The sequence below is a fragment of the Paenibacillus kribbensis genome (assembly GCF_002240415.1).
Lineage (GTDB): Bacteria > Bacillota > Bacilli > Paenibacillales > Paenibacillaceae > Paenibacillus > Paenibacillus kribbensis.
In genome coordinates this window covers 5,590,826-5,616,720 of record NZ_CP020028.1, presented here as the reverse complement: position 1 = coordinate 5,616,720, position 25,895 = coordinate 5,590,826, and the positions used below count along the sequence as shown (strand labels likewise).

The window sequence follows — 25,895 nt, the reverse complement described above, 5'->3', positions numbered from 1 at the left end:
AGGGGTTGCTTTTTCCTATACGGAAAAGGTAACCCCTATCAGCATGTCAGGCTAAAAGCCTGGCCGAGATATAAACGTGAAGCGTTGACGATTGTATAGCGTGTCCTCTATTTCGACAAAATGCTCATTAAAACGTGCAATGATGCCAATCTGGATGTGTACATTCCCGTCATAAATCTGGACAGGAACGGAATGTTTTAAATGATATAGAAAATGGCTGTCGTATAAGAGAATATCACCCTGATTGAGCATACCGGCACGCACCTTCCTGTTCAATACAACTATTTTACCAAAAAATACAGACTTCGAAAGAGGGTGTCATGGTTCATGAAGTGGATTGTAGGATTAGGCAACCCTGGTCCCCAATACGAGAAAACGAGACATAATGTGGGATTTATGGCGCTCGATGCACTGGCCTCGCGTCATAACATCCAGATCAATCAAAGCAAATGCAAGGCGTTAATTGGAGAGGGGCATATCGGTGGCGTGAAAACCGTGTTAATCAAGCCGATGACTTATATGAATCTCTCAGGCGAGTCTTTGCGTGCTTATATGGACTACTATAAAGCGGATCTCGAAGATTTGATCGTCGTGTATGATGATCTGGATACAGAGGTTGGTAAAATAAGATTGCGTTATCAAGGCAGCGCAGGCGGCCATAACGGCATTAAATCAATCATTCAGCATACAGGAACACAATCCTTCAACCGGATTCGTATGGGCATTTCCCGCCCAGAGCCTGGACATGCTATTGTCGATTACGTTCTGGGGACCTTCCCCAAGAAGGAAAAAGATTTGTTGACCGGGATGATAGAAGATACGTGCAACGCTTTGGAATATAGCTTGGGTCATCCTTTTGAACGGACGATGGCAGAATTCAATAAGTAGCTCAGGCAGAGGCAGACAGGCTTAAATGGAAGATTGTTGGACATACTGAAAGGTATAGAAAACTTTCAGGAGGCATATACATTACATGGTTGTTAATTATGTATGCAGACATTGTCGAACTTTCTTGGGACGCATTGATTCCGCGGCAATAACCGAAGAAAGGTTGGGCTTCCATTCCTTGACCCCTGCCGAGCGTAGAGATATAATAGCGTATAATTCGGGCGGCGAAGTGACTGTCAAAGTCATTTGCGAGCATTGCAGTCAAGCGCTGGAAAATAACCCGGAGCTGAGTTTGCTCGCAAATCCGCTCCAATAATAGGTATTCAACTGGTCAGATGTACCAGCTTGAGAGGTGAAGCGATATTTTTCGCTTATGGAGCCTTGGCAGCATTGCTGAGGCTTCTTTTTCGGTTTACATGTAACTATTTATAAGCATAAAGGGGTGCCTTTTTTGTTACAAGCACTTATTCAGGCTTTTACGAAGGATGCTGATTATGCATCCATTGCAGCAGGCATATCATCAGGCATGAAGGAACAGCTGATATCGGGTTTATCTGGCTCTTCAAGACAGGTACTGATGGCCGCGCTTGCCGAAGATATTGGACGACCGTTGATGGTCATGACGCACAATATGTTTTCCGCTCAAAAAATAGCAGATGATTTGCAGGAAGCGCTTTCTCCTGATCAGGTTTTACTGTATCCTGCTAACGAGCTGGTAGCTGCTGAAGCAGCGATATCCAGCCCAGAGACATTATCCCAACGAATTGATGTATTGATACGATGCGCCCAGGGCTTTCGTGGGGTTGTTGTTGTGCCTTTTTCTGGTGTTCGGCGTTTATTGCCGGTTCCAGAAACATGGCGTGAGGCTCGTATCGAGCTGAAAGAAGGCGAGACGATTCAGCTAGAGTCGTTTTTGCTGCATATGGTCGAAATGGGATACCAGCGTGTAGAACGTGTAGAGTCGCGTGGTGAGATGAGTGTACGCGGGGGAATTATTGATTTCTATCCGATGACAACCCGTTGGGGCTACCGTGTGGAGCTGTTTGATGATGAAATTGACTCTATTCGTATGTTTGATCCGCAGGATCAGCGTTCAGTAGAAAAGGTGCAGAACGTGATCGTAACGCCGTGTAAGGAAGTGATTGCGAGCAACGAGCGTATGGATCAGGCAGCGGATGCCGCTGCGATTTTGCTGGAGGAGCAGCTGGCCAAAATGACCGATCGTCAAGCCAAGCAGCATCTGAAAGAAGAGATCCATCGTGAAATTGAGCTGCTGCGGGAGCATATGTATTTTGACGAAATCTATAAATATATCTCCCTGCTGTATCCGGAGCGTAAAACCTTGGCAGATTACATGCCGGAGGATACGATTCTGGTGATCGACGAACCGGCGCGAATGCTGGAAACAGCCAAGCAGCTGGAGCGGGATGAGTCTGAGTGGAACCTGCATTTGCTTCAAAACGGTAAAACGCTACCGCAACTGGAGCTATCGGATAACTCGGACAATCTGCTGTATAATCGAAGATTTCAGACCTTGTTCCTGTCGATCTTCCTTCGCCAGGTTCCGCATACCCAGCCGCAAAATATTTTGAATTTCATTTGCCGGGGCATGCAGGATTTCCACGGTCAAATGAATGTGCTCAAGGCGGAAATGGATCGTTGGCGCAAGGCGGGCACACAGGTGATGATGCTGGCAAGCGGAGAGGAACGGCTGGATCGGATGCGCCGGGTGCTTCAAGACTACGGCATTGATGAGCCTACGATGGCTATTGGCAATCTGCAAAGCGGCTTTGAGATGCCATCTATTCATTTGGCAGTCATTACCGAGGGGGAAATGTTCTCCCAGAAGCAGCGCAAAGCGCGTAAGCAGGGCCGCCATGTGGACAATGCTGAGCGGATTAAGAGCTATAGCGAGCTGAAGGTGGGCGATTATGTCGTTCATCAGAATCATGGGATCGGGAAATACATGGGGATAGGTACGCTGGAGGTTGGCGGTATCCATAAGGATTACATGCACATTCTCTATGCGGGCGGCGATAAGCTGTCGGTGCCGATTGAACAGATTGATCTGATTCAGAAGTATGTTGGCTCGGAGGACAAAGAGCCCAAAATTTATAAGCTGGGCGGCAATGAGTGGACGCGAGTTAAAAGCAAGGTGCGCAGCTCGGTTCAGGACATTGCAGATGACTTGATCAAGCTGTATGCAGAGCGTCAATCGGCGCCGGGGTTTGCTTTTGAAAAGGATTCACCAGAGCAGCAGGAATTTGAGGATATGTTCCCGTATGAAGAGACACGTGACCAGGTTCGGGCCATTGAAGAAATTAAGAAGGATATGGAGCAGAGCCGTCCGATGGATCGTTTGCTGTGCGGTGATGTAGGCTACGGCAAGACGGAGGTCGCTATTCGGGCTGCCTTTAAGTCTGCGATTGAGGGCAAACAGGTAGCGGTGCTGGTACCGACAACGATTTTGGCACAGCAGCACTATGAGACGTTCCGTGAACGTTTTTCCGGGTATCCGTTCAACATTCAGGTGTTGAGCCGTTTCCGCACGCGCAAAGAGCAGAACGAGACGACCAAGGGAGTTCGACAAGGTACGGTTGATATTGTCATTGGTACCCACCGCCTGCTTTCACAGGATCTGGTGTTTAAGGATCTGGGGCTGCTGATTGTCGATGAGGAGCAACGCTTTGGCGTGACGCACAAGGAAAAGCTGAAAAAGCTGAAAACGAATGTAGACGTGCTGACGTTAACGGCTACGCCTATTCCGCGTACGCTGCATATGTCTATGCTGGGTGTGCGTGACCTGTCGGTCATTGAAACACCGCCCGAGAACCGCTTTCCAGTGCAGACTTATGTGGTTGAGCACAGCCAGACGCTGGTACGTGAGGCTATTGAACGTGAGATGGCACGTGGAGGGCAGGTATACTACCTGTACAATCGTGTGCAGGGCATTCAGGAAATGGCTGCTGAGATCAACGCGCTCGTGCCAGAGGCTAAGGTGGGTGTGGGCCATGGACAGATGTCCGAAACCGAGCTGGAGAAGACCATTTTGGACTTCCTGGATGGCGAATATGATGTATTGGTCAGCACCAGCATTATCGAAACCGGAGTGGATATCCCGAATGTGAATACGCTCATTGTGCATGATGCCGATAAAATGGGGCTGTCCCAGCTTTATCAGCTCCGTGGTCGTGTAGGTCGTTCTAATCGGATCGCCTATGCTTATTTCACGTACCAGCGGGATAAAGTGCTTACGGAAGTAGCCGAGAAGCGACTACAGTCCATCAAGGAGTTCACAGAGCTGGGCTCCGGGTTCAAGATTGCAATGCGCGACTTGTCCATTCGCGGAGCGGGTAACTTGCTGGGTGCAGAGCAGCATGGATTCATCGCATCTGTCGGTTTTGATCTTTATTCGCAAATGCTGGCTGAGGAGATTAATAAACGTAAGGTCAGCGTGCTTGGAGAAGAGGATCTGTCGAATCGGAATTGGAGTACGTCGATTGATTTGAGCGTCGATGCATACCTGCCGGGAGACTATATTTATGATAGCATTCAGAAGATTGAGATTTATAAAAAGGTTGCGGCAGTCAGTACCTTTGACGAGGCTTCCGAGCTGGAGGATGAGTTGGTCGATCGGTTTGGCGATCTGCCGGAGGCAGTGCGTCATTTGCTGGCCGTAGCCCGTCTCAAGGTATATGGACGGATGTATGGCATCGAGTCCATTGTCCAACGGGATGACAATATGGTGTTGAAATTTCACGAAGGGCGCCAGCAGGCGCTGCAGACTGCCAAGCTTGCCGAGATTGGCAATCGCTTTGAAAGACGTGTACAATTTGAACAGGGTACTTCTATGAGCGCACGCATAAAGGGTAAAGGTCTAAATGATGCACAACTGCTAGAACTGCTGGAGGAATTTTTGAGTGCATTGAAAGAAGCATTCACATTGAAGGAGGAACTGCAAAATGTCTCAACTAAATAAAAGGAAACCTTGGAGAATACTCTCCTTGGGCATGGCAGCGCTGCTGGCTATATCCGTGCTGGCGGCATGTACAAAGCAAGCTGATGAGAGTAAGGTCAAGGACGAGCCGAAGGACAACAGTAAGGCTGTCGTGACCTACACAGGCGGAACCATTACAGAAAATGAGTTCAACCAGGAAATCAGCATGATGAAATTTTTGTACCCGGAATATGAAGCTGCGCTAGCTTCGGATCAAGTGCGGGAGCAAATTGCAAAGCAGGAAGTGGTGTACAAGCTTCTAGCGGCCAAAGCGGACGACAAATCCAAGGAGCAGGGTGCCAAACAAGGGAACGAACAGCTGGAGCAGTATAAAAAATCGGTCGGAGAAGATAAGTTCAAGAAGTTTTTAAGTGATCAAAAGCTGACTGAGCAAGGTGTGAAAGATTACTTCACGCGCATAATGACCGTAATTAACAGTGAGACGAACAAAGTAACAGACGATCAGTTGAAACAGGAATTTGAGAAAAATAAAGATCAATTCACGACCGCAAGCGTGCGCCATGTATTGATTAATTTCACAGATCCAAAAACGAACAAAGAACGTAAAAAAGAAGATGCTCTCAAGCTGGCCAAGGAAGTGAAGGCGAAGCTGGACGGAGGAGCAGATTTTGCGACAATTGCCAAAAAATATTCGGAGGACCCAGGCTCTGCGTCAAATGGCGGTCTGTATGAAAATGCGTCCGTAGCGCAGTGGGTACCTGCTTTTAAAAAGGCAGCCGAAACCCAGCCGATTAACAAAATCGGTGATCCGGTGGAAACGGAATATGGATATCACATCATCAAGGTGGAATCCCGCAATGAGCCTACGTTTGATAAATTGAAGGACAACGAAAAGGCTGCCCTGAAAAACAAACTGGCCGGGGAAAGCATCCAAAAATTTACCGAAAACGATTTGGCAAAGCTTAATTTGAAATTCAATTTGCCAAAGGCACCTGCTGCGGAAGAGAAAAGCGGCACCACTCCGGGTGCAGGCAGCACGACTGCGCCAAGCGGAACAACGGGTGGTACTAGCGATACCAAGGCAGGAACAGCCAAAGATGGGGCTACAAACGAAGGTAAATAACTGAACATGCATAAGGAATTGGGAACAGATGAATACTATGGTCAGATATCACCATAAACACCATGACCGTGACGTTCTTCGTGACCGCTTCCGGGGGAGTGGAAGCGTCTTTCGATACCGTCAGTAGTTGACTAAATTCTTCTTGGGAAAGTGGGGCAACATGTGAAATGAAAGCTACTGGTATAGTTCGCCGTATTGATGACCTTGGGCGTGTAGTTATTCCGAAGGAAATTCGCCGCACCTTGAGAATTCGTGAAGGAGATCCGCTTGAGATCTTTGTGGATCGTGACGGAGAAGTCATTTTGAAAAAATATTCACCTATTGGTGAGCTTGGTGATTTCGCCAAAGAATATGCTGAGTCCCTGTTTGAAAGCACAGGCCATATTACGATGATTACCGATCGGGACACCATTATTACGGTGGCTGGAGGCTCCAAAAAGGAGTTTTTGGACAAGCCGATTGGCAGCATTATCGAAAATAGTATGGATAATCGCAAAACGGTGCTGGAAACAGCCGGCGGCTCCTATGAGCTGACTCGTGACCACGAAGAAACAATCTCGTCCTTTGTGACGGCTCCCATTGTTTCCGGTGGCGATCCCATTGGTTCGGTTATTTTGCTGAATAAGGACGAGAATGTAAAAATGTCTGAAATGGAGATCAAAATGGCCGAAACGGCCGCTGGCTTCCTGGGCAAGCAAATGGAACAGTAACACCCCGTTTCACCCCCTGTACGGCGTACAGGATGGCAAAAGCCGTCCTCCGTTGTACAGGGTTTTTTTCTTTCCGGGAGAAGAGGCGGTATAATAGGAATCGTGTAAGATGCATATTTCAGGTAGGAGTGGAGACGGGGAATGCAGGAAAATCGCGCCGCTTCGCGGCTGCTACGGGGTGCTGTCATTTTGACACTGGCGGCGGTAGCGAGCAAGCTGATCGGTACTTTGCAAAAAATTCCGCTACAAAATATCGGCGGCGACGGTGTGTTTGGTATTTATAATACGGTTTATCCTTTTTATACGCTGTTCATTACCATTGCAGCTGCTGGATTTCCGGCTGCGATATCCAAATTTGTAGCTGAGTATGAGGCGGTGGGAAACCGGGCAGCAGGCCAAAGGGTCGCTCGGTTATCTTCGTTGGTATTGGGCATCTTCGGTTTGATTCTGGGGGTGCTGATGTATACGTGTGCCCCGCTAATCAGTCTGTGGATCGATAATGCTCACGTCATTCCATCGGTGAGGGCGGCGGCATTTGCCTTTTTGTTCGTGCCGGTTATGGCAGGGCTGAGAGGATATTTTCAAGGCTTGCAAAATATGATCCCGACCGCTGTCTCCCAAGTGACGGAGCAGGCGGTCCGGGTAAGTGTGATGATCGTACTGCTGCTGCTCATGCTGTCGCAGGGAGCGGGGGCGGATATGATTGCCGCTGGGGCTGTGTTTGGTTCAGCAGCGGGTGGTGCAGCGGGACTGGTCGTCATGCTGCTATTCTGGCGCAACCACAGGAAGAAGCTCAGAAGGCAGGAGGAGCTGTCTGAGCAGGCTTCGCAGCCTGTGGAGAAGATCGGACAAATGGCCATACAGGAGACTGCGACAGGACATGCTGGCGCCCGAGAAAGAACGGTGGATGATGTGGCGAGTGGCAGTCGTGCTGTCGTATCAGGTGTGCTGGAGAGTGCAGCCGGGGCAGTAAGGGGACAGGCTGGAGAGGCCCAGGGGACCGAGAGCTACGGCTTTTTGCTAAAAGCATTGCTGCGTTATGCTTTGCCTGTGTGTCTTGGAGCGCTGGCTGTTCCGTTAATTAACCTGGTAGACACGTTCACCGTCCCCCGCTTATTAAAGCAGGAGGGCCTGGACGATACGGCGGTGATGGTCGCCTTCGGCATCTATAACCGCGGTCTGCCGCTGGTACAGCTGGTCATGATGTTTGCCACGACTCTGTCGGCATTGTTCATCCCATCGCTGGCAGAGGCCCGGGTGACCGGCGGCACGGAGCTGGCGCGCCGCCAGTGCGAGCAATCCTTGCGCTGGTTTTGGCTGCTGGGGCTGGCTGCCGCGACAGGTCTGATCGTGCTGGCCGTGCCCGTGAACGTGATGCTGTACGCGGATGATACCGGCAGCGAGATCATGCGCTGGATGGCGCTGACCGCCGTAGGCGGCACGCTCAGCATCATCTCGGCAGCGCTGCTGCAAGGGCTTGGCGCAGTTCGCGCGCCAGCTCTGGCGATGCTCGCTGCCGCCGCAGCCAAGGCCTTGCTGAACTGGCTGCTTGTGCCGCAGCTCGGCACGGCGGGAGCCGCCATCGCGGGAGCCGCCGCCTATCTGCTCGCGGCGGTGATCAACATCGCGCTGCTGGCCCGCCTCGTGGGCCTGCGCGGGAGCTGGTCCGCCAGCGTGCTCAAGCCGGCGGCGTTGCTGGCCGCCTTGGCCTGTACGGCTGTGGCGGCTTCCTGGGGCACCGGCGCTGTGCTGGGTGCCTTGGGATGGGCTGCTGGTGGCCGTGCCACAGCAGCAGCGGAAAGCCTGCTGGGCGTAGCTGCAGGCGCCGTGGTGTTCGTGATCGGCCTCGCTCGCTTGAGGCTGATCACGGAGGCCGAGCTTGTGGCGGTGCCCAAGCTCGGACGCCCGCTGGCAGCCGTGCTGCGGCGACTGCGCGTGCTGGCGTAGCCTTGGCTGTGCCGCTTACAGTGTGAAGCGGAGCGGCACAGCCATTTTACGAGTCTATACAACTTTGTGGTATAGTAAATGCCAAAGAAAGGAAGCGGAAGTGGGATGCGCTGTGTATTTTTCGGAGCATGCCTTGTTTCTGCGGAACGGAGGATGGGATATGAGCGTAACATTAACGGTCGTAGGCTTGGGCTCGGGAGATCCCGATCAGCTTACGATAGGGATATTGAACAAAATGCGGGGCGCTTCAGCGCTATACCTGCGGACAAGGGAGCATCCGGCGGTTAAAGTGCTGGATGAGTTTGAAGTGGCTTTTGAGTCGTTTGACACAGTGTATGAGACAAAGGAATCTTTTCCAGAAGTATATGAGGAAATTACCAGTCAATTGATCGCAACGGCTGCTAAGGCGGTGGATGGAAGCGAGATTGTCTATGCTGTTCCCGGTCACCCGATGGTGGCGGAAGCAGCGGTACAGCTGCTTAAGGAACGTTGTCCTGGGGAAGGCATCAAGCTGAATATCCTGGGCGGCGAAAGTTTTCTGGATGAAGCTTTTGTACGACTTGGATTTGATCCGATTGAGGGTTTCCAGCTGCTGGATGCGGGAACGCTGGATGCGAGCTGGCTTCAGCCTCAGCTACACACGCTGATCGGGCAAGTGTATGACACCTTTACTGCATCCGATGTGAAGCTGTGCTTGATGGAACGTTATCCTGACGATTATGAAGTGTATGTCGGCCACGCCCTTGGGGTGGAAGGGGAGGAAGCGGTACATAAGGTGCCTCTGTACGAGCTGGACCGGGTGGAGGGCTACGGAAACCTGTCGCTGGTGTACATACCACGCAGTGAGGATGAGGCGCTCAAGCGGCGATCCTTTGATCGTCTGCACGAGATTGTCGATATTTTACGCAGCCCGGAAGGATGTCCATGGGATCGTGAACAGACCCATCAGTCCATCCGCAAAAATCTGATCGAGGAAACTTATGAAGTCATCGAAACGATAGATGAGGATGACCCTGACCATATGAAGGAGGAGCTGGGCGATTTGTTGCTGCAAATTTTGCTGCATGCCCAAATGGAAGAGGAAGTCGGAACCTTCAATGTGTATGACGTGATTCAAGGACTGAATGATAAGCTCATTTTCCGCCATCCGCACGTATTTGGCGACAACCAGGCGAATGATGCGGAAGAGGCGCTGCAAAATTGGGAGCAGATGAAAGCTGAGGAAAAACGGCTTAAAGGGACAGCATCTGCACAGCCTTCTGTACTCGATGGTGTTCCACGTGATTTGCCTGCGCTCATGAAATCGTACAAGCTTCAGAAGAAAGCAGCTAAAGTAGGCTTCAACTGGGATGGCATTGAAGGTGTATTTGACAAACTGGACGAAGAAGTGGCTGAATTGAAGGAAGCAGTCCGTGAAGGACATTCTGTAGAAGCACAGTTGCTGGAGCTGGGTGATGTATTATTCGTTGCTGTGAATGCAGCCCGATTTATGGGAGTAGACCCGGAAGAGGCGTTGTCTGCCACGAATCGAAAATTTGTAAAACGATTCCAGTATATTGAGCAAAAATTACGTGAGCAGGGACGTCGTCCTGAGGACAGCAGCGTAGAAGAAATGGAAATCTACTGGCAAGAGGCAAAAAAGCTCCCTGACAGTGTTTAGCTATGCCGTTCCTTTGCACCATGGTCCGGTTCATGGGGTTGAAAATATATCCGGCTTGAAGGCATACTGATTTGGAGGCATCCCGGTTTAAAAGCACGCAGGTTTGGAAGACTTGCCAATGGGGAGCGTTTTGTAGTAGGATGTTGGCTTAACTGGGGTCCAATAAAAAAACACCTGCCATTGCAGGATTTTTAGGGACAAGCCAGAATAACTTGTAGTAATTCTGAAAATAACTGTAGCTTACAGACAAACGTGCTGCAGTTGAATTCAGAGAGGCTTCGGCCGCAGCTTGACCTCACGTCTGCTCCATATATGGACATGCAGCGTGATGATTATTTTTTGACATTTGGGAGGCTTTTATCTATGAACAAGACAGATTTGATCAACAATATTTCCAGCAAAAGCGGTTTGAGCAAACGTGACGTTGAAGCTGTATTGAATGGCGTTCTTGGTGAAATTACAGATGCACTCGCTAGTGGCGACAAAGTGCAACTGATCGGCTTCGGTACTTTCGAAACGCGCAAGCGTTCCAGCCGTACAGGTCGCAACCCACAAACCGGCAACACGATTGAAATTCCAGAATCGACCGTTCCTGCTTTTAAAGCTGGTAATAAGCTTAAAGAAGCCGTTAACTAATGCGTCTTGATAAATTCTTGAAAGTCTCGCGGCTGATCAAGCGGCGTACTGTAGCCAAGGATGTCTCCGAACAGGGGAGAGTGGTGGTGAACGGACGCGAAGCCAAGCCGAGCAGTGCGGTCAAAGTAGGCGATGAGATCACCGTCCAATTTGGCCAAAAGCTGGTGACTGTGCGAGTGGAACGGCTCGCCGACACCACACGCAAGGACGAGGCTGCAAGTATGTACACTTTGGTGAAAGAAGAGCCTATCGCCAGGGAGAACGGTTTGAACTGGTAAGCAGGCATCGGATTTTCTCATCACGTTGTACATGAAAGCACTTCTTCATCATTTGATGAAGGGGTGTTTTTTTTCTGTAGAGCAAAAGCAGTTCTAAATCATATGGCCCCTCTCATAAGCTAAGAACAGAAGGAGGGGTACATGCCATGATTGAACAAGGGAAGCCCAAGCATCATGATTTGCGCATGCAAAGCCGCAAACAGCTCGATATCTCAGGCGTCAGCAATGTGGAGAGCTTTGACAGTGAAGAGTTTCTGCTTCAGACCGAGCTGGGCCATCTCACCATTCGCGGACAACATTTACATATCAAAAATCTCAGTCTGGAAGAGGGGCTGCTGTCCATAGAAGGTCAGATTCATTCCCTCGTTTACCTGGAGCCCGGGGCCCCAGCCAAAAATGGAAAAAGCCTATTCGGCAAGCTCTTCAAATGAACCCTCACACACAATGGCTGACGTTGACGTGGATGCTGCTGTCGGGCATAGCCATGGGAGTGGTGTTTGACAGCTACCGGGTGCTGTCCATCCGCTTTCATTTTGCCCGTTGGAGCGTTCATATGTTGGACGTGCTGTACTGGGTGGCCTCGGCGCTGTTTATTTTCCGTGTGCTGTACGCGAGTAATCGCGGTGAGCTGCGGTTTTATGTCTTTTTAGGACTACTTTTGGGGGTTTGGCTCTATTTTTGGGCCTTTAGTGTTACAACCCAACGTTTTGTGGTAATGTTATTAGAGATCGTCCGCAGACTGACGTTGATCGTGAACAGCATACTGCGCATCCTGATTGTTCTTCCGGTGTTGGCGCTGTATCGGCTGGTACGCAAGCTGGTCGGATGGACATGGGCACTTATCGTGTTCCTGGGAAGGATGCTGATATACATCTTGATGCCAGTTTGGAAGCCGATTCTATGGCTAATCGGTCCGCTCAAAGCGCGCTGGAAAACTCCAGAGCGACTCGTGAAGCTCGGCATCAGATTGAAAAACATAGCAAAAGAATGGTTTGGAAGGAGGTAGTATCATGCGTAATTCGTCTGTAGATCGCCATTCATCTCCTACGTCCAAGTCCAACGCGGGCGGGCGCAGGCGAATCATGATTTGGTTGCTATCGCTTGCCGCCTTTGGTAGTTGGGCCATTTTCACCTTTTTTTCTCAAGAGATGACTATGGCTGATCGAAGTGAACAGCTCACCCAGAAGGAAAAGCAGAAGCAAGCTGCTACACAAACAGAACAACAGCTTCAAACCGAAGTGAATCGTCTCAAGGACCCCGAATACATTGGAGAGATTGCCAGAAGCAAATATGGTCTCTACAAACCGGAAGAGACGCCGATCATCGGAGATCAGAAATAGGAGCATTATCGGGCCAATGCTTAGTTGACCTTAGTTCCGCCATTTTGTATAATCAAATCACCACAGCGGGATTTTTTTGCAAAAAATCGGTTGTATATTTTAAGGGAGGATCATTTTATTCTATGGCAATTGAAGTGGGCACCAAGTTAGAGGGCAAAGTGACAGGCATCACGCATTTTGGAGCATTTGTGGATTTGTCTGGAGGTGTCACGGGTCTCGTTCACATCTCGGAAATCGCCGATAACTACGTTAAGGATGTTAACGATCACCTGAAGATTAATGATGTCGTGACGGTGAAAGTCATTAATGTTGACAAAGATGGCAAAATTGGACTTTCCATTAAGCAAACGATTGACAAGCCGGCAAGTGAAGCCCGTCCGCCAAGAGCTCCAAGACCGGAGCGTACAGGAGGAACAGGTGGAGGAGACCGTTTCGGCGGTGGAGGTTCAGGTCCAAGTCAGGGACGTGGTGGTTTCAACCGCGATCGTGGAGGCCGTTCTTTTAAGCCTGCACCGGGTAAAACTTCATTTGAGGATAAAATGTCACGCTTCCTGAAAGATAGTGAGGAACGCATTTCGTCGCTGAAAAAGAACACCGAGGGTAAACGCGGAGGACGCGGCGCGAAGCGTGTTTAATTCACTTTGACAACCGTATCAACCATACACGGAAAACCGTACAGTCGAAAGACTGCTACGGTTTTTTTGCGTTTTACCGACAGCACATGAGGCAGGCAAGCGCTGCAGAGAGATACAGATAGCTGTCAGTCTGCGAGCATATGATGAGAATCATGATTTGTTGAACAATCGAAGAACAATTGTACTGGAAAGTGTATGTTTTTTTTGTCGTGTCTACCTAATCGTCCGACAAACTCCAACGGTTTTCCGTCTATCTTCTGTGCAAATCGCTAGTATGGACGTAGTAATGGACGACAGGGAGAGGCTACGCAGGTGAAGGATTGGTGCAACTTCCATCCGCTTCCATACGCGTGTAGCTTGATTTTCAGGCCGATGCTCTGTCCTTTCGCGCAGAACGTTTTTTTGTCGGAAATTTCTTGGAATAAGGCGTGAGGTTCTGACAAACTTTCTCAATCGTTCCGGTTTAAGATGGGAACATCAAATTGATGAATGGGGTGCCTGACGCATGATGGAGAAATGGAACGTGGTACAATTTCCGGGTTTGAAATCTAGAAAGTCCAGATCCAAAGAACGTACGGAAGGTTGGACTTCCAGACTCAAGAAGCGGCTGGATTCACATAAAGCGGTGCAATGGGTAGTGGCGCAAAGATGGATGCTGCTATTGTCGGCTATGGGACTTTTACTGGGGCGCGCCATGATTTTGGACGAGCTTTCTCCTTTTGCCCTCGCTTATTTTGCGGTCATTACATTCCTGCGCCGTGATCTGATGCTGCCTGTCGCTGTATCGGTATTGCTGGGCAGTTTACTGGCTCCCTATCCATCGTTGTTCATGATTGGAGGTGAGCTGATTGTATTTTATCTCTTGTTTCGCGGGCTGCGAGCCTTTGATCGTCTGGAATTATCCTATGCCCCGCTGATGGTTTTCCTGTCTGTGTTCATGGTCAATTTATTTAACGCTGTGATGGCTCCATCGTTCACATGGTATGATCTTGTCATTGTGGGAACGGATGCGGTTCTCAGCTTTATGCTTACACTGGTGTTCACGCAAGCGATTCCATTATTTACGTACCGAAAAAAGACAAGCCAGCTCAAAAATGAGGAAATTTTGTGTCTCATTATTTTACTGGCCTCTGTTATGACAGGAGCGGTAGGATGGACCATTCAATCACTGTCTGTCGATCATGTCCTGTCACGATATTTGGTCTTGGTGTTTGCTTTGGTTGGGGGCGCTTCACTAGGTGCTTCGGTTGGTGTGATTACCGGTCTGATATTAAGCTTGGCCAATATGTCTGCGATTGTGCAGATGAGCTTGCTTGCTTTTGCAGGCTTGCTGGCAGGGATGCTGCGTGAAGGACGAAAGGGTGCTGTTGCACTTGGGATGCTGCTGGGCTCTTCCATTTTAACGATCTATCTGGATGGGACCGGAGATGTGCTGATATCGACCTGGGAGAGTTGTGCAGCCATTTTATTATTTCTAATAACTCCAAAAAGTTTCTTTAAAGCGATTTCTACCTATGTTCCCGGTACACAGGATCACGCCAAGTCCCAGCATGAATACGCCAAAAGGGTTCGCGACCTCACCGCAGAGCGGGTGACAAAATTTTCCCGCGTATTCAGCCAGCTATCCCGCAGCTTTCATCAGATATCTGCGAGCGAGGGCGGGAAGCCGGACGGAGAAATTGAGCATTTTATGAATGCCGTAGCGGAAGGCACGTGCGCCTCCTGCTTCAAGTGCGAGCAGTGCTGGGACAGCAAGTTTATGCAAACTCATCAGTATATGACGGAAATGATGAGCGCCATCGAGGATAACCCCAATTTGGAGCCGGAGCAGATGCCGCCGCAATGGAGCAAAGCTTGCGCCAAAACGGGCGCTGTACTGCAGGTGATGAAGCAGCAATATAGTCTCTATCAGCATAATATGCAATGGAAGCGCCAAGTATACGACAGTCGTCAGCTTGTTGCTGACCAGCTATCGGGTGTATCACAGATTATGGAGGATTTGGCGCGGGAAATTCAGCGGGAAGGACAGACCATGCATCGGCAGGAGGAGCAAATACGGGAGGCGCTTGAGCGGCTCGGCTTGTCCATCCAATCGATTGAGATTATTAATCTGGACGCAGGCCAGGTAGAAATCGAGATTGTCCATGCCTATACAAGGGGATTCGATGAATGTCGGAAAATCATTGCTCCACTGCTGTCGGACATATTGGACGAGCATATTGCCGTGATGCGCGAAACGGCGGCAGATCGCCGCCAAGGCTTGGCCACCGTCATGTTTGGCTCTGCCAAGACGTATGAGGTGGCTACAGGAGTAGCAAGCGCCGCCAAGGGAGGAGATTTTTTCTCAGGGGACAGCTATAGCACCATGGAGCTGGGGAACGGAACCTTTGCAGTCTCCTTGAGCGATGGGATGGGGAATGGGGAGCGTGCGCAGCAGGAGAGCAGCGCGGCCCTAAATATTTTGGAGGAATTGCTGCAATCGGGGATGGATGAAAAATTGGCGATCAAGTCGGTTAACTCTGTCCTAATGCTGCGATCACCCGAGGAAATGTATGCCACCGTCGATATGGCGCTGATTGACCAGTACACGGCCCGAACGACCTTCATGAAGATTGGGTCTACGCCGAGCTTTATTAAAAGGGGGGAGGAGGTCATTCCTGTATCTGCCAGTAATTTGCCAATTGGCATTATACAGGATATTGAGGTGGATTTGGTGTCGCTTCAGCTACAGCCGGGTGATATTCTCATCATGATTACAGACGGTATATACGATTCGCCTGGTTATGCGGTCAATAAGGAAATATGGATGAAGCGCATGATCCAGGAAATTGAAAGTGATGACCCGCAGCAGCTGGCCGATTGCTTGTTGGAACGAGTTATTCGTTACCAACAAAATCAAATCTATGATGATATGACGGTTGTTGTTAGTAAAATAGATCATTACCGTCCAGAGTGGGCGACCCTTCATGTACCTGGTATGAGCTGGGCGGAGCGGCCACGGACGGTGAGTTAAACCGACATTGCCCGGGAAATTACCTTCTCGCTTTTAAAAATCCGCATTCTTCGTTTGAATCGTTCCGGAATAGGCAAAGATAGAATCTATCGGGATAGATTAAGAGGAAGCGGAGGTCAAAAAGCGATGAAGCAAATTTTGATCATTACAGATGGATGTTCCAATGTAGGTGTAAGTCCGGTCATAGCGGCTGCTCAGGCTTTACAGGAAGGCATTACAGTGAATGTCGCCGGAGTCATAGATTATGGAACCATAGGCGAGCTTGGCAGTACGGAGATTCGTGAAATTGCTAAAGCTGGGGGAGGATTCAGCCAAATCGTAGGCACGAAGCAGCTGGCACAGACCATGCAGATGATGACGCGTAAAACGGTGGTTCAAACGATTCAGCAGGCGGTTAATAGAGAGTTAACGCATATTTTGGGTGAGGGCGGAGCCCGGAATATCGGTGAGCTGCCTCCGGCCAAACGGGCTCAGGTGGTGGAGGTGATGGACGAGCTGACAGAGACCAGCACCCTGGAAATTGCTTTGCTCATTGATGCCAGTGCGAGCATGAAGCCCAAACTTCCTGCTGTAGAGGACAGCATTCGCGATTTGTTGCTCAGCTTGCAGTCCAGGAGTGGACTCAGCCGCATATCTGTATTTCATTTTCCAGGGGGTCGAATGGGTGAAGACGCGGTCATGGATATCGGCTGGACCTCTGAGCTGAGCCAGATCAAATCGCTGTTCGGACGTCTGCGGATGAAAGGAGCGACGCCGACAGGTCCAGCCATTTTACAAGTGATTGATTACTACCGATATGTTACACTAGGAGAACAGAAAGATATGGAAGAATCCTATGATAAAGGAGAAGGGATGCTCGGTGACTACGTCGTCTGATCCCGTTCTTGCACCCGGAACGGTCATCAAGGGCAAGTGGAAGCGGAGCAGCTATGTCATTCAGCGCCTGCTGGGCCGGGGAGCGAACGGAACTGTATATTTGGTAAAAGAAGCACAGGCCGATCGGCATTTTGCTCTGAAAATGGGAAGAAACACGCTGGATCTGCAATCAGAGATTAATGTGCTGACTACATTGCAGTCTCGGGGAACCAAGGCGGTATTCCAAAAAAATGGGAGTCCTCCCTTTTTGTTTGAAGTAGACGATGTGGTTTTACGCAGTGGAGAGATTCCCTTTTATGTCATGCGATACGTCAAGGGCGATCCGCTTCATCGTTTTGTTGCAGCCAAAGGGGCGGAATGGTACGGTGTAGCTGGAACCGGAATCCTTAATCGTTTGGCGGAGCTGCATCAGGCGGGATGGGTGTTTGGTGACCTGAAGCCGCAAAATATTTTGGTTAATGCCTATGGAGAAGCCGAATTAATTGATTATGGCGGAGTATCTCTTGCAGGCAGGAGTGTAAAACAATTTACAGAATGGTATGACAGAGGATTCTGGAATGCTGGCAACCGAAACGCCGATCCCCAGTATGACCTGTTTGCCTTTGCTCTTCTAACCATTCATATATTGGAGGGCGAACAGTTAAAGGCTGCTGCGAGCAGGTTGCCGCAGCTACGCAATACGGCAGAATTGACGGTTATCATTCGCCGCAGCCGCGTATTGCGTCCCTATGCCGAATGGCTGCTCGGTGCAGTGCGCGGAGAATATTCCGATACTCGTGCAGCGGCCCGATCCTGGTCGCATCTGGCTTCAACACATGTCAGGCAATCGTCGGCCAAACGAGGGAATCCACGCTGGCTGGGATATGCTTTCACGGTTTCACTTTTGCTGCTGGCTGGGGCGCTCTGGATAGCGTTGCGGTAGCGGCATGACTTACATAAGATTACAGATGATCATCATTGTTACGGTCGGGAGAAGAGAGGGTCGTCAATGGGAACAACCAAACCGACCGGTGTTGTACAGGAAGTGCTCGCCCTCGCGCGAGATCATTCACTGTGGAGCCCCGGAGACCGCATTGTGGTTGCTGTATCCGGTGGGCCGGATTCGGTGGCCCTTTTGCACATTTTACATGAAATATCCGTTATACATATGCCTTTGCAGCTCATCTGTGCTCACGTCCATCATGGCTTCAGGCCAGAGGAATCGGATGCGGAGGCTGAAGAGGTACGCAGCATAGCCCGAAAGCTGGAAATTCCGTTTGAAATGATTCGGGTTGATGTACCCGTCTATATGAAGGAAAGCGGAAAAGGCCCGCAGGAAGCGGCCCGTGAGCTGCGCTATTCCTTTTTGCATGATACAGCTGCAAAATGGGGAGCGCAGCGTATTGCGATGGCCCACCATGGCGACGATCAGGCCGAAACAGTCCTTCTGCATCTGCTGCGCGGCAGCGGTCCAGCGGGTTTGGCCGGTATGCGTCTGGCACGCACGGAAAAAAATGTGCAACTCATTCGCCCGTTGCTGCGTATGTACAAGGCTGACCTGATTGAGTTCTGCAGGTTTTATAGCCTTTCCTATGTGACGGACAGCACTAATCTGACCTCCAAATACCGCCGCAACGCTATTCGCATGGATGTGCTTCCTTTTTTGGGGCAATATAATGAGCAACTGACTCCATCCCTCAACCGACTGGCCGAAACGATGGCTGAAGAGAATGATTTTATGGAAGCATCTACGCTGTCGGTATACGAGGAATTGGTACGCTTGGATAACGGGAGATACATGTTTTCCATTGCTTCCTATCGCAAGCTACCCGTTGCTTTACAACGGAGGTTGATTAAACTAATATTAAATTATCTGCCTTCGGACAGTGATAATTTTGATTTTCGTAAAATTGAGACCGTTCGACTGAGACTTCTACAGGAACAACCGTCCACGTGGAGTTTGGACTTGGGTGGCGGTGCGGTTGGAGTCCGCGAATATGACCAAGCGGGGTTGTTTGACCGAACGCAAGGACCTATGGGCGAATGGTGTTATGGACTAGACGTATTGCCTATGTCTGGCGAGCTTGAATTGCCTGAGGCGGGTGGTGTACTTCGGTGGCGGAGAATCTCCTATTCGGATGGACCCTATCCGGCGAATGAGGAGGAAGCATGGTTTGACGCAGATGAATTGAGTTTGCCGTTGACCATACGCTCACGATTACCTGGAGATGCCATGCATGTCATGGGATTAAACGGAAGAAAAAAGGTTAAAGATATTTTCATTGATGGAAAAATTCCTCCTTCACTGCGTTCCGTTATTCCCATCGTCTGTGACCAATCCGGAGCTATTCTCTGGATTCCGGGCGTGCGGCGTTCTGTACATGCCGCAGTGCAAAAGCACACGTCTTCGGTTATATACATGTCATGGCAAAGACGGAAGAGTCCGGGGCACCGATAGTCGCACAGGAACGGCTTTCATAGTATAAACTTAGGAGGTTTACACCGTTGCAGAATGATATTCAGGAAGTATTGATCAGCGAAGAAGAAATTCAGAGTAAAATTAAGGAATTGGGCGCACAGCTTAGCGTAAAATATGAAGGAAAGAATCCATTGGTGATTTGCGTGCTGAAGGGTGCGTTTATCTTTATGGCTGATTTGGTTAAATCCATTACAGTGCCATTGGAGCTTGATTTCATGGCTGTATCAAGTTACGGAGTGTCCACCAAATCCTCAGGTGTCGTTAAAATCATTAAAGATTTGGACGCATCGGTTGAAGGACGCGACGTTCTGATTGTCGAAGATATTATCGACAGCGGTCTGACGCTGACACATTTAATTGAACTGCTTAAGAACCGTAATGCCAATTCGGTATGTGTCGTAACCTTGTTCGACAAGCCTGCACGCCGAGCCGTTGATCTTGAAGCGGATTATACCGGATTTACGCTTCCGGATGCATTTGTTGTCGGTTATGGTCTGGATTATGCCGAGCACTACCGGAACCTCCCATACATAGGGATTTTGAAGCCGGAAATCTACACCAGCTAATCTCAGCCTCCAGTCCTAGGACTAAATAAGGCCCTTTGTTGAGAAGGACTTACAGGCTATGGTAAAATAACTTAAGTGTCTCGAGAGGAGGTAGGGGATGAATCGGTTCATCCGGAATTCTGGTTTTTATTTGATTCTTTTTTTAGTTGTGGTGGGTATCGTTCAGTTTGTTAGCAACAGTAACGAAGCCTCCGATCTCCCTAGATATGACCAATTACGGCAAGAGGTTAAAGCGAATAACATCTCTAAAGTAACGGTCCAATTTGACGGTTACGCCTATCTTGTAACCGGTGCATATAAGAAGCAGCCGGCTGATGCCAAATCCATTAATTTTTCCGTATATGTTCCGCCAACGGATCAAGCACTGAGTGAACTGGTCAATGCCAGCGAAACGAATGGGTTTGAATACGTGCAGAAGAAGATGGAAGGCGAAAGCATCTGGTTGACGTTTTTGACTTCTATCATTCCTTTGGTGATCATGTTCCTGCTGTTCTTCTTCCTGTTTAATCAGGCACAGGGCGGCGGCGGCAAAGTTATGAACTTTGGCAAGAGCAAGGCCCGTCTGTACAACGAAGAGAAGAAGAAGGTTACCTTCGAGGACGTGGCAGGGGCTGACGAAGAGAAGCAGGAGCTTGTCGAAGTCGTAGAATTCTTGAAGGACCCGCGTAAGTTCGCTGCTGTGGGCGCTCGTATTCCAAAGGGTGTCCTATTAGTGGGCCCTCCGGGAACGGGTAAAACACTCTTGGCCAGAGCCGTTGCAGGCGAAGCAGGAGTTCCTTTTTTCAGCATTTCGGGTTCTGACTTTGTAGAAATGTTCGTCGGTGTCGGTGCTTCCCGTGTTCGCGATTTGTTTGAAAATGCGAAGAAGAACGCACCATGTATCATTTTCATCGATGAGATTGATGCGGTTGGACGTCAACGTGGCGCCGGATTGGGTGGCGGACACGATGAACGTGAGCAAACGCTCAACCAATTGCTCGTAGAGATGGATGGATTCGGCGCGAACGAAGGTATCATTATCGTAGCGGCTACCAACCGTCCGGATATTCTGGACCCGGCATTGCTTCGTCCGGGACGTTTTGACCGTCAAATTACAGTTGACCGTCCAGACGTTAAAGGCCGCGAAGCTGTATTGCATGTACACGCACGCAACAAGCCGTTGACGAAGGATGTTAAATTGGATGTAATCGCGAAACGCACAACAGGTTTTACAGGTGCTGATCTGGAAAATCTGCTGAACGAAGCTGCTTTGCTGGCAGCCCGTCGTAACCGCAGAGATATTTCGATGCGCGAAGTAGATGAAGCTATCGACCGTGTAATCGTAGGTACAGAAAAACGCAGCCGCGTAATCAGTGACCGCGAGAAACGAATTGTTGCCTACCATGAAGCAGGCCATACGATTATCGGCTATTTCCTGGAAAACGCCGACATGGTTCACAAGGTAACGATCATTCCACGTGGACGTGCAGGCGGGTATGTCATCATGCTTCCGAAGGAAGATCGCATGCTGACAACCAAGCAGGAATTGCTGGACAAAATTACTGGTTTGCTGGGTGGACGCGTATCCGAGGAACTGTTTATCGGCGAAATCGGTACGGGAGCCTACAGTGACTTCCAGCAAGCAACAAGCATCGCACGCAGCATGATTGTGGAATACGGTATGAGTGAGAAGCTCGGCCCAATGCAGTTTGGTACTTCGCAAGGTCAGGTTTTCCTTGGACGGGATATCGGTCATGAGCAGAATTACAGTGATCAGATCGCTTATCAGATTGACCAAGAGATGAATCGCTTCATCACTGACTCTTATGAGCGTGCCAAAGAGCTCCTGACCAAGCATTCCAAAGAGGTTCATCTGATCGCTCAAACCCTGCTGCAAGAAGAAACCCTGGAACTTGAACAAATTAAACGTTTGATCGAGACAGGTTCTTTGGACGGCAGCACGAATGAGGGTGAAGGAACACCGGAAAAAGGTGAACCTGTGATCGATAACATTGGAGACGTTCGTGTACGTATTCAAGGCAAGGATGACGAGCCTAAGAATACGACGGATCAACCGAATGATATCCCTAATCTGCAGAAGCCAGAGGATGATAACAATTCGGGCAACTCCGGTGGTACTCCACCGACAACAACCTGATTTTCAGGTTGGATCGTTGAATAAGCGCATATATAAGCTCCGGGGAACCAGTAACTTTTGGTTTTCCGGAGCTTTTTAAAATATGGCAGAAGATTGCTGACGTGATTTGACAGACAGAGGAACGTTGTGTACATTTATTGTTAAATAAACGGCTGTCGTGTTCTTGACATATACAAGCCAACAGCCGCTGCAATTGACTTTCTATCCTTTAGAACTTATACCGTGAGCGCATACTGTACAATCTATGGTGTGCGCTATTCTCTGTGAAATCAGGTGAAGGCATGATTCCAAGATATCTAGTTGATTTTGATGTAGCGGAATTGACTAAATTGGAAGCCGACGTGTTAATTATCGGCTCGGGCATTGCAGGCTTATATACGGCGATTAAGGCCGCGGAAGATCGGAACGTGTTGCTGATTACCAAGAAGGCTTTGATGGAAAGCAACACGCGTTATGCGCAAGGCGGCATCGCCGCTGTCACATCGGACGAGGATACACCTGCTTCTCATATGCAGGATACCTTGATTGCTGGTGCAGGCTTGTGTGAACCAGAGGCCGTGAGAGCGCTTGTTCATGAGGGGCCGGAGGGCATACAGGAGCTAATACGATTGGGGACAGCCTTTGACAGGGAGGATGGCGAACTTGCCCTGACACGGGAAGGCGCACATAGTCATCGGCGCATTTTGCATGCGAACGGAGATGCTACCGGGTATGAAGTTGTTCGTGCGCTGTCAGAGCAGGTTGCTGCTCATCCCGCTATCGAAGTGTGGGAAGAGTGTATGGTCATCGACCTGTTGACTGAGCATGGCGAATGTATTGGGGCTCTCGTCCAAAGGCCGGATGGCGAAAGATTGTACGTAACTGCCAATGCAACGATTTTATGCTCAGGCGGAAGCGGGCAATTATTCCGCTATACCACCAACCCGGATATCGCAACCGGTGATGGTATCGCTATGGCGTATCGTGCGGGAGCGGCTGTGCGGGATATGGAGTTCGTACAGTTTCATCCGACGGCGTTGTGCTATCCGGGTGCTCCGAGGTTTCTAATTTCTGAAGCCGTACGGGGGGAAGGGGCCATGCTGCGCAATATTCATGGAGAACGGTTCATGGAGCAGTATGATTCCCGGCAAGAGCTTGCACCCAGAGATATCGTAGCCCGTGCTATCGTACATGAAATGGAACGTACCCAGGCTACATTTGTATACCTGGATATTACACATGAGCCGCCCGAGCGGGTTAAGCAGCGTTTTCCTACGATTTATCGGACATGTCTGTCCTTTGGCCTAGATATGACCACAGACTGGATTCCGATTGCACCTGCCGCGCATTATATGATGGGTGGCGTTCAGACCAACTTGTATGGGGAAAGCTCTATTGCGCGTTTGTTCGCCTGCGGGGAGGTTTCTTCCACAGGTGTTCACGGAGCTAATCGTCTGGCGAGCAATTCGCTATCTGAAGCTATCGTATTTGGCAGCAGAATTATTGATCGGCTGCATTCATTGCCACCGCTGGCCGGTCATACGTTATTAGCTTACGGCGATAACCGTGCAGAGCTCCTGGCTTCATCTGTTGTGGAGGAGCGGCACAGGCTGCAAGAAACAATGGTTCGTTATGCTGGAGTTCGTCGGCATGGGGAAGGGCTGCAAGCAGCGTTAGATGAGCTGCAAGGCCAAATGCCTATATTTAAGGCTGCGGTTACTAGCCGGGAAGAGATCGAATTTGCCAATTTACTCACCTGTGCTTTATTAGTTACAGACGGTGCGCTGCTACGCGAAGAGAGCCGGGGAGCGCATTATCGCGAGGATTTTCCTAAGACAGATGATAGCGTATGGCACAAGCATGTTCAGCAGCGACGTGAGCAAGGCATAACGGAGGAGTGTGTTCATGACATCTAACAGCGAGCATTATGGAGAGTTTAGCGGATATCAGGAAGAGCTGTTGGCACAGATTCGCGGCTGGCTGCGGGAGGATACCGGTTCTGGCGATGTAACCACGCGCTGGACGATTGAGCAGGGCCACCAGTCGAAGGCTGTGATTCATGCCAAGGAGCCTGGCATCGTTGCGGGTTTGCCTGTAGCTGCGCTTGTATTTCAGGTAGTCGATCCTTCCTTGTCATTCACTCCGTTGGTGACGGATGGGCAGGCGATCGAAAAGGGTAGCATTCTGGCGGAAGTGAGTGGAAGCACCCATTCGATTTTGACCGGGGAGCGACTTGCGCTCAATTTGCTTCAGCGGATGTCCGGCATTGCAACGCGGACTCAATCTTTTGTGGATCAATTGCACGGACTTACCACCCGCTTGGTGGACACACGCAAAACAACACCGGGACATCGACTGCTGGAGAAATACGCTGTTCGTGTGGGCGGCGGCTCCAATCATCGCTTTGGTCTCTACGATGCGGTTATGATTAAGGATAATCATATCAAGGGCGCTGGCGGGATTGCACAGGCAGTAAGTCGAGCACGTACTCATATACCGCACACCATGACCATTGAAGTTGAGACGGAGAACATGGAGCAGGTTCGGGAAGCTCTGGATGCCGGGGCGGATATTATTATGCTGGACAACATGTCTGTCCAGGATATGAAGGAAGCAGTTCGTTTCATTCGTGAACGGGCTCCACATGTCAAAACAGAAGCCTCAGGCAATGTATCGCTGGATACAGTACGTGCGATGGCTGAGAGCGGCGTAGATGTGATTTCTGTAGGCAGGCTGACATACTCTTTTCATAACCTGGATATCAGCCTTGACCTTAACGCAAAGAAAGTTAGGTGACACCCTTTGATTCTTGTAGTGGATGTAGGTAATACCAATATTGTTCTGGGGATGTACGAGGGGACCGAGCTGCTGCATCATTATCGGATCAGTACCTCCAGACAGGCAACCGCAGATGAATACGGCGTACTTATACATAATCTTTTTGGTATGGGTGGCGTATTAAAGGATGATATTCAAGGGGTTATTATTTCCTCTGTTGTTCCGCCGTTGGTTCGTGTATTAGAGGACATGTGCGATAAATACATAGGCAGAACGCCGTTAATCGTCGGACCGGGCATCAAAACCGGTCTTAACCTGCGTTATGAAAATCCGCGTGAAGTAGGGGCAGACCGGATCGTGAACGCAGTTGCTGCTGTCGAGCGGTTTGGCGGGCCGCTGGTTGTGGTGGATTTTGGGACAGCAACGACGTTTGACTGTATTGATGATAAGGGGAATTACCTGGGCGGAGTGATTGTGCCTGGTATCGGAATTTCGACGGAGGCATTGTATCAACGAGCTTCCAAGCTGCCCCGTATCGAGCTGGAGAAACCCAAAAAAGTTATTGGTCGTAATACCGTTCATGCCATGCAGGCCGGGATTATTTTCGGCTATGCGGGGCAAGTGGATGGCATTGTGAGACGCATTAAGGAAGAAATGCAGGCGGAGCCTACGGTTATTGCTACTGGAGGTCTTGCTGAGCTCATCGCATCCGAGACACAGAGCATTCAGAAGGTGCTGCCGATGTTGACGCTCGAAGGCTTGCGCATCATTTACCAGCGTAACGCTGAATAAAAAAGTGGATATAAGCTGCCGCTGAGGCCAGCCGATGATTTTATCGGTTTGGATTAGCGGCGTTTTTCGTCTATACTGAAATATGTTACGTTTTTGAACGATTCGCGTGATCTGTCAATGC

At 49.8% G+C, this 25,895-nt stretch carries 23 protein-coding genes; 22 read left to right on the top strand and 1 reads right to left on the bottom strand.

Going from position 1 to position 25,895, the window contains the following annotated elements; translation table 11 throughout:
* Positions 1-51 precede the first annotated feature (51 nt).
* The gene (locus tag B4V02_RS25025; RefSeq protein WP_043890646.1) at positions 52-252 is read right to left on the bottom strand and encodes a hypothetical protein; all 201 of its coding nucleotides are present in this window, start codon (positions 250-252) and stop codon (positions 52-54) included.
* A gap of 75 nt (positions 253-327) precedes the next feature.
* Between B4V02_RS25025 and pth the strand changes: the two genes are divergently transcribed.
* From pth to B4V02_RS24915, 22 genes are all read left to right on the top strand, one after another.
* Positions 328-888 carry an aminoacyl-tRNA hydrolase gene (gene pth, locus B4V02_RS25020; RefSeq protein WP_007428019.1) on the top strand — a complete coding sequence of 187 codons (561 nt, stop codon included), beginning with the start codon at positions 328-330 and terminating at the stop codon, positions 886-888.
* Between the two features lie 85 nt (positions 889-973).
* Positions 974-1,204 (top strand): anti-sigma-F factor Fin, encoded by a 231-nt coding sequence (gene fin / locus B4V02_RS25015; protein WP_094156831.1) that lies wholly within the window; start codon positions 974-976, stop codon positions 1,202-1,204.
* A gap of 135 nt (positions 1,205-1,339) precedes the next feature.
* Positions 1,340-4,867, top strand: coding sequence for a transcription-repair coupling factor (gene mfd, locus B4V02_RS25010; RefSeq protein WP_094156830.1), 3,528 nt, complete (start codon positions 1,340-1,342; stop codon positions 4,865-4,867).
* Positions 4,851-5,969 (top strand): peptidylprolyl isomerase, encoded by a 1,119-nt coding sequence (locus B4V02_RS25005; RefSeq protein WP_094156829.1) that lies wholly within the window; start codon positions 4,851-4,853, stop codon positions 5,967-5,969. The genes mfd and B4V02_RS25005 overlap by 17 nt, the downstream gene beginning before the upstream one ends.
* 167 nt (positions 5,970-6,136) lie before the next feature.
* A complete protein-coding gene (gene spoVT / locus B4V02_RS25000) occupies positions 6,137-6,679 on the top strand; it encodes a stage V sporulation protein T (protein ID WP_007428023.1) in 543 nt (180 codons plus the stop codon).
* Positions 6,680-6,820: 141 nt separating this feature from the next.
* Positions 6,821-8,626 carry a putative polysaccharide biosynthesis protein gene (locus B4V02_RS24995; RefSeq protein ID WP_094156828.1) on the top strand — a complete coding sequence of 602 codons (1,806 nt, stop codon included), beginning with the start codon at positions 6,821-6,823 and terminating at the stop codon, positions 8,624-8,626.
* A 160-nt stretch (positions 8,627-8,786) separates the two neighbouring features.
* Complete coding sequence (gene yabN, locus B4V02_RS24990) at positions 8,787-10,286, top strand: bifunctional methyltransferase/pyrophosphohydrolase YabN (protein ID WP_094157085.1); 1,500 nt, start codon at positions 8,787-8,789, stop codon at positions 10,284-10,286.
* Between the two features lie 363 nt (positions 10,287-10,649).
* Positions 10,650-10,922, top strand: a complete 273-nt coding sequence (locus B4V02_RS24985) for an HU family DNA-binding protein (RefSeq protein WP_007428028.1) — start codon at positions 10,650-10,652, stop codon at positions 10,920-10,922.
* On the top strand, positions 10,922-11,200 hold the full coding sequence (locus B4V02_RS24980) for an RNA-binding S4 domain-containing protein (protein ID WP_007428029.1): 279 nt from the start codon (positions 10,922-10,924) through the stop codon (positions 11,198-11,200). The genes B4V02_RS24985 and B4V02_RS24980 overlap by 1 nt, the downstream gene beginning before the upstream one ends.
* A gap of 146 nt (positions 11,201-11,346) precedes the next feature.
* On the top strand, positions 11,347-11,631 hold the full coding sequence (gene yabP, locus B4V02_RS24975) for a sporulation protein YabP (RefSeq protein WP_007428030.1): 285 nt from the start codon (positions 11,347-11,349) through the stop codon (positions 11,629-11,631).
* Positions 11,628-12,206, top strand: a complete 579-nt coding sequence (yabQ, locus tag B4V02_RS24970) for a spore cortex biosynthesis protein YabQ (RefSeq protein WP_094156827.1) — start codon at positions 11,628-11,630, stop codon at positions 12,204-12,206. Before yabP ends, yabQ begins: the two co-directional genes overlap by 4 nt.
* Positions 12,207-12,210: 4 nt before the next feature.
* Complete coding sequence (locus B4V02_RS24965; RefSeq protein ID WP_007428032.1) at positions 12,211-12,540, top strand: FtsB family cell division protein; 330 nt, start codon at positions 12,211-12,213, stop codon at positions 12,538-12,540.
* 122 nt (positions 12,541-12,662) lie between these two features.
* A complete protein-coding gene (locus tag B4V02_RS24960; protein WP_007428033.1) occupies positions 12,663-13,175 on the top strand; it encodes a S1 domain-containing RNA-binding protein in 513 nt (170 codons plus the stop codon).
* 505 nt (positions 13,176-13,680) lie between these two features.
* Positions 13,681-16,188: a stage II sporulation protein E gene (gene spoIIE, locus B4V02_RS24955; RefSeq protein WP_094156826.1), complete on the top strand. Its 2,508-nt coding sequence runs from the start codon at positions 13,681-13,683 to the stop codon at positions 16,186-16,188.
* Positions 16,189-16,314: 126 nt separating this feature from the next.
* A complete protein-coding gene (locus tag B4V02_RS24950) occupies positions 16,315-17,064 on the top strand; it encodes a vWA domain-containing protein (protein WP_094156825.1) in 750 nt (249 codons plus the stop codon).
* Positions 17,048-17,986: a protein kinase domain-containing protein gene (locus B4V02_RS24945; RefSeq protein ID WP_007428036.1), complete on the top strand. Its 939-nt coding sequence runs from the start codon at positions 17,048-17,050 to the stop codon at positions 17,984-17,986. Before B4V02_RS24950 ends, B4V02_RS24945 begins: the two co-directional genes overlap by 17 nt.
* A gap of 66 nt (positions 17,987-18,052) precedes the next feature.
* Positions 18,053-19,501, top strand: coding sequence for a tRNA lysidine(34) synthetase TilS (tilS, locus tag B4V02_RS24940; protein WP_094156824.1), 1,449 nt, complete (start codon positions 18,053-18,055; stop codon positions 19,499-19,501).
* A gap of 47 nt (positions 19,502-19,548) precedes the next feature.
* Positions 19,549-20,088, top strand: coding sequence for a hypoxanthine phosphoribosyltransferase (gene hpt, locus B4V02_RS24935; protein WP_007428038.1), 540 nt, complete (start codon positions 19,549-19,551; stop codon positions 20,086-20,088).
* A gap of 97 nt (positions 20,089-20,185) precedes the next feature.
* Entirely contained in the window at positions 20,186-22,225 is a 2,040-nt protein-coding gene (gene ftsH / locus B4V02_RS24930; RefSeq protein WP_007428039.1) for an ATP-dependent zinc metalloprotease FtsH, read from the top strand.
* Positions 22,226-22,506: 281 nt separating this feature from the next.
* Positions 22,507-24,120, top strand: a complete 1,614-nt coding sequence (nadB, locus tag B4V02_RS24925; protein ID WP_094156823.1) for an L-aspartate oxidase — start codon at positions 22,507-22,509, stop codon at positions 24,118-24,120.
* Positions 24,110-25,000 carry a carboxylating nicotinate-nucleotide diphosphorylase gene (nadC, locus tag B4V02_RS24920; RefSeq protein WP_094156822.1) on the top strand — a complete coding sequence of 297 codons (891 nt, stop codon included), beginning with the start codon at positions 24,110-24,112 and terminating at the stop codon, positions 24,998-25,000. The genes nadB and nadC overlap by 11 nt, the downstream gene beginning before the upstream one ends.
* Positions 25,001-25,006: 6 nt before the next feature.
* Entirely contained in the window at positions 25,007-25,774 is a 768-nt protein-coding gene (locus B4V02_RS24915) for a type III pantothenate kinase (RefSeq protein WP_007428042.1), read from the top strand.
* Positions 25,775-25,895: the final 121 nt, after the last annotated feature.

Bases quoted from the DNA above. Each gene is read 5' to 3' on its own strand.
- B4V02_RS25025 (WP_043890646.1), bottom strand. From the start codon at position 252: ATGCTCAATCAGGGTGATATTCTCTTATACGACAGCCATTTTCTATAT.
- pth (WP_007428019.1), top strand. From the start codon at position 328: ATGAAGTGGATTGTAGGATTAGGCAACCCTGGTCCCCAATACGAGAAA.
- fin (WP_094156831.1), top strand. From the start codon at position 974: ATGGTTGTTAATTATGTATGCAGACATTGTCGAACTTTCTTGGGACGC.
- B4V02_RS25005 (WP_094156829.1), top strand. From the start codon at position 4,851: ATGTCTCAACTAAATAAAAGGAAACCTTGGAGAATACTCTCCTTGGGC.
- spoVT (WP_007428023.1), top strand. From the start codon at position 6,137: ATGAAAGCTACTGGTATAGTTCGCCGTATTGATGACCTTGGGCGTGTA.
- B4V02_RS24995 (WP_094156828.1), top strand. From the start codon at position 6,821: ATGCAGGAAAATCGCGCCGCTTCGCGGCTGCTACGGGGTGCTGTCATT.
- yabN (WP_094157085.1), top strand. From the start codon at position 8,787: ATGAGCGTAACATTAACGGTCGTAGGCTTGGGCTCGGGAGATCCCGAT.
- B4V02_RS24985 (WP_007428028.1), top strand. From the start codon at position 10,650: ATGAACAAGACAGATTTGATCAACAATATTTCCAGCAAAAGCGGTTTG.
- B4V02_RS24980 (WP_007428029.1), top strand. From the start codon at position 10,922: ATGCGTCTTGATAAATTCTTGAAAGTCTCGCGGCTGATCAAGCGGCGT.
- yabP (WP_007428030.1), top strand. From the start codon at position 11,347: ATGATTGAACAAGGGAAGCCCAAGCATCATGATTTGCGCATGCAAAGC.
- yabQ (WP_094156827.1), top strand. From the start codon at position 11,628: ATGAACCCTCACACACAATGGCTGACGTTGACGTGGATGCTGCTGTCG.
- B4V02_RS24965 (WP_007428032.1), top strand. From the start codon at position 12,211: ATGCGTAATTCGTCTGTAGATCGCCATTCATCTCCTACGTCCAAGTCC.
- B4V02_RS24960 (WP_007428033.1), top strand. From the start codon at position 12,663: ATGGCAATTGAAGTGGGCACCAAGTTAGAGGGCAAAGTGACAGGCATC.
- spoIIE (WP_094156826.1), top strand. From the start codon at position 13,681: ATGATGGAGAAATGGAACGTGGTACAATTTCCGGGTTTGAAATCTAGA.
- B4V02_RS24950 (WP_094156825.1), top strand. From the start codon at position 16,315: ATGAAGCAAATTTTGATCATTACAGATGGATGTTCCAATGTAGGTGTA.
- tilS (WP_094156824.1), top strand. From the start codon at position 18,053: ATGGGAACAACCAAACCGACCGGTGTTGTACAGGAAGTGCTCGCCCTC.
- ftsH (WP_007428039.1), top strand. From the start codon at position 20,186: ATGAATCGGTTCATCCGGAATTCTGGTTTTTATTTGATTCTTTTTTTA.
- nadB (WP_094156823.1), top strand. From the start codon at position 22,507: ATGATTCCAAGATATCTAGTTGATTTTGATGTAGCGGAATTGACTAAA.
- nadC (WP_094156822.1), top strand. From the start codon at position 24,110: ATGACATCTAACAGCGAGCATTATGGAGAGTTTAGCGGATATCAGGAA.